This is a genomic window from Marinobacter vulgaris, from assembly GCF_003344045.1.
In the GTDB taxonomy this organism is placed as follows: Bacteria; Pseudomonadota; Gammaproteobacteria; order Pseudomonadales; family Oleiphilaceae; genus Marinobacter; species Marinobacter vulgaris.
The window spans coordinates 1-3,142 of sequence record NZ_QFWX01000016.1 but is presented as its reverse complement, the minus strand read 5'-3'; the positions used below and the strand labels follow the sequence as shown (position 1 = coordinate 3,142).

The window sequence follows — 3,142 nt, the reverse complement described above, 5'->3', positions numbered from 1 at the left end:
ATCGTCAGGCTCTTAAACCCGAAAAACCCCGCCAGCTGCCGCTGACGGGGTTTTTTATTGCCGGTAAGAAAATGAAGTGATCCTGAGCCCGGCGTCAGTACAATGTCGGCTGGTTCTTTGTCTTTTTATTCTACGTGTTGTTTAATCCCGCCCTGATTCAATTTAATCACGCAGGCATGTTCCCATGAAATCCAGAGCTCTTCTCAGCCTTTTGGCGGACGGCCAGGTTCACTCAGGTGAGTCGCTGGCCACCCGTCTTGGCATCAGTCGGACCGCGATCTGGAAACAGATCCGGCGCGCAATGGGGGAGGGTGTCCGCATAGAGACCATTCGAGGCAAGGGCTACCGTCTGCTTACCGATATCGACCTGCTCGATGAGGAGGTGATTCTTGATCACCTTGAGCCGCCTCTGGGTTCCGCTATTGACCTGATTGTTCTGGATGAAGTGGACTCCACCAATGCTGAAATTGTGCGTCGACGCCCTGAATTGGGGGGCGGCCGCATTCCCGTATGCGTCGCGGATTGTCAGACAGCCGGTCGCGGCCGGCGCGGTCGGGTTTGGCAAAGCCCCCGTGGTCAGAACCTCTACCTGAGTCTGGGCCTTATCTTTCGTGGCAGCTTTGCCATGCTGGATGGCCTGAGCCTGGTGCTGGGAGTTGCTGTGGCTGAAGCATTGGAAGAGCAGGGCGTGCCAGATGTGGGTCTGAAGTGGCCGAATGACATTTTTATTGGCGGCAGCAAGCTCTCCGGCATTCTTGTAGAGCTTCAGGGCGAGCTCGAGGAAGGTATCATCCAGGTAGTCGCTGGTATTGGTCTCAATGTACATATGAAAGACGGGGCGGGAGTTGATCAGTCCTGGAGCAGCCTTGCCGGAGCCTTGCCGGAACGCCGATGGTGCCGGAATGAGCTTGCCGCAGCCATCATCAGATCGGTGCTCAGGGCTGTGAACGAGTTTACTGGTCAGGGTTTCGGGGGCTTCAGAACACGCTGGCAGAGTCGTGACATTTTTTCTGGAAAGCCGCTGACAGCCACCCATGGAGAGCTCGCCGGCACAGGCCTCGGAATAGACGACTCCGGCAATTACCTGCTGTCAGATGGCGAAGAGGTTGTCAGCATCCGTGCCGGTGAAATAAGTCTGCGGGTACAGTCATGAAGCTGCTGATAGATGCTGGCAATACCAGGATGAAATGGCAGCTCTTGGCTGGTGAAAAAGTTGTTGAGAGCGGCTTCGGGACGTTGGGTGACGATGACGTTTCCCGTCATTGGCTTCCGTGGGCCGGCTCCATTGAGCGCATTGCGATATCTACTGTTATATCGGAGGGGAAGCGTGAGCATCTGCAACTGTCCCTTGAGGCGACCTACGACGTACCGGTCGTTTTTCATTGGGCTGAAAGTCGTCGTGGCAAGCTGGTTAATGCCTATGCCGAGGTGCACCGGATGGGGGCTGACCGCTGGCATGCCATGTGTGGTGGATGGCGGGTAACAGGTGGTGGTGGCTTTGCTGTTGTCGACGCTGGCAGCGCGATCACTGTCGACTATGTCGCAAGTTCCGGCCAGCATCTGGGAGGGTATATCCTGCCGGGCAAGCAGATGATGCTCCGCTCCCTCCAGCAGGATGCTGCCAGAATCGGCTTTGATAGCCTGGATGCTGAACAGAGTGCTCCGGGTACTTCAACGACTGAGTGTGTTCAGCACGGGCTAGTGTGGCTCCGGGAAGCGATGGTGGCCAGAATAGCGCGGGATTGCGGCCATTTCGGATTGGATCGGACGCTGGTGACAGGTGGTGACGCGGCAGGTCTGATTGGGGCGGGGCTACCTGCTATCCACGACCCCTATCTGGTGCTGAACGGGCTCGCTGCGGTCGATGAGGAATGGGCGCTGCAATGAGGTGGCTTGCCCTTGTGCTGTTACTGGCGAATGTCGGGCTCTGGTTTTACGGCGACAGGTTTGTGCCCGGCCGGGTTGCCATCATCTTGGAGCGTCAGGTGCTGCCCCGGGTTGCGGACCTGAAGGTCGGTTCTGTGGCAGCTGACAAGCAGCCAGATTCAGAGCAGGTGTTGCCGTCCAGGCCGGCGCTGGGTCATGTCGAGCTGGTAGATGTGCCGAGCGAGCCGGTACCAGAGCTTTATTGTATTCGCCTTGGCTGGTTCGAGACCGTTGATGCGGCGCGCGCTACCTACCTATCCCTGGGGAGCCCCGGAATCGCCCACGAAGTCCGCGAACAGGAACGGGAGTTGTCGCCGTTACACTGGGTGATTATCCCGCCCCAGCCCGAAGGCAGGGCGCAAGCGTTGTTTCGGGACCTTCAGCGTCGGGGTATTGATTCCTATCTGATCAGGGGAGGTGAGAACAGAAATGCCATCTCCCTGGGCCTGTTCGAGGCAAGGGAGGCGGCGGAATTGGTTCTGGAAGAAAAAAAACGTCAGAATCTCAATGCAATACTGGCCAACTTCCCCCGAAATCAGATAAGCTACGCCCTCGTTTTTGAAGTCGAACTGATGTCGGGAACCGACGCGGTCGAGGCGCTAGAATCGGATTACCGGAACAATTTCGACTTGGTCGAAATCGGGGGCTGCCAAGGTGTTGCAACAGACCCTAAAAATCCGTAGTATACCGCCCTCGCTGAAGAGGCGAATTTGAGCTGGCGTAGCTCAGTTGGTAGAGCAGCTGACTTGTAATCAGCAGGTCGGGGGTTCGATTCCGTCCGCCAGCTCCACTTTTTAGTTTTAAGCAGGTTCGTTGTTGATGAGCCTGACTCGGAGGGGTTCCCGAGTGGCCAAAGGGATCAGACTGTAAATCTGACGCGAAAGCTTCGCAGGTTCGAATCCTGCCCCCTCCACCACTTATTGCTCGCGGGCATCGTATAGTGGCTATTACCTCAGCCTTCCAAGCTGATGACGCGGGTTCGATTCCCGCTGCCCGCTCCAATTTGAAGTTGTGTTGAAAGCGCTCATGTAGCTCAGTCGGTAGAGCACATCCTTGGTAAGGATGAGGTCACCGGTTCAATTCCGGTCATGAGCTCCATTATTTGTCCGGTCAACGTCACGGTCTGGTTGATTAGGGAGATAGGTCGAATGTCTAAAGCAAAATTTGAACGTAACAAGCCACACGTAAACGTGGGCACCATTGGTCACGTAGACCA

The 3,142-nt window shown here is 56.4% G+C and carries 3 protein-coding genes and 4 tRNA genes; all 7 read left to right on the top strand.

What is annotated here, in order from left to right; translation table 11 throughout:
• Nucleotides 1-184: 184 nt before the first annotated feature.
• Nucleotides 185-1,153 carry a biotin--[acetyl-CoA-carboxylase] ligase gene (locus DIT71_RS17495; protein WP_114614513.1) on the top strand — a complete coding sequence of 323 codons (969 nt, stop codon included), beginning with the start codon at nucleotides 185-187 and terminating at the stop codon, nucleotides 1,151-1,153.
• Nucleotides 1,150-1,887, top strand: coding sequence for a type III pantothenate kinase (locus DIT71_RS17490; RefSeq protein WP_114614512.1), 738 nt, complete (start codon nucleotides 1,150-1,152; stop codon nucleotides 1,885-1,887). The genes DIT71_RS17495 and DIT71_RS17490 overlap by 4 nt, the downstream gene beginning before the upstream one ends.
• On the top strand, nucleotides 1,884-2,609 hold the full coding sequence (locus DIT71_RS17485) for a hypothetical protein (RefSeq protein ID WP_227538195.1): 726 nt from the start codon (nucleotides 1,884-1,886) through the stop codon (nucleotides 2,607-2,609). The genes DIT71_RS17490 and DIT71_RS17485 overlap by 4 nt, the downstream gene beginning before the upstream one ends.
• Before the next feature lie 31 nt (nucleotides 2,610-2,640).
• A tRNA-Thr gene (locus DIT71_RS17480) sits at nucleotides 2,641-2,716 on the top strand.
• 42 nt (nucleotides 2,717-2,758) lie between these two features.
• Nucleotides 2,759-2,842: transfer RNA gene (locus DIT71_RS17475), tRNA-Tyr, on the top strand.
• A 10-nt stretch (nucleotides 2,843-2,852) separates the two neighbouring features.
• Nucleotides 2,853-2,927: transfer RNA gene (locus DIT71_RS17470), tRNA-Gly, on the top strand.
• Between the two features lie 21 nt (nucleotides 2,928-2,948).
• Nucleotides 2,949-3,024: transfer RNA gene (locus tag DIT71_RS17465), tRNA-Thr, on the top strand.
• Nucleotides 3,025-3,142: the final 118 nt, after the last annotated feature.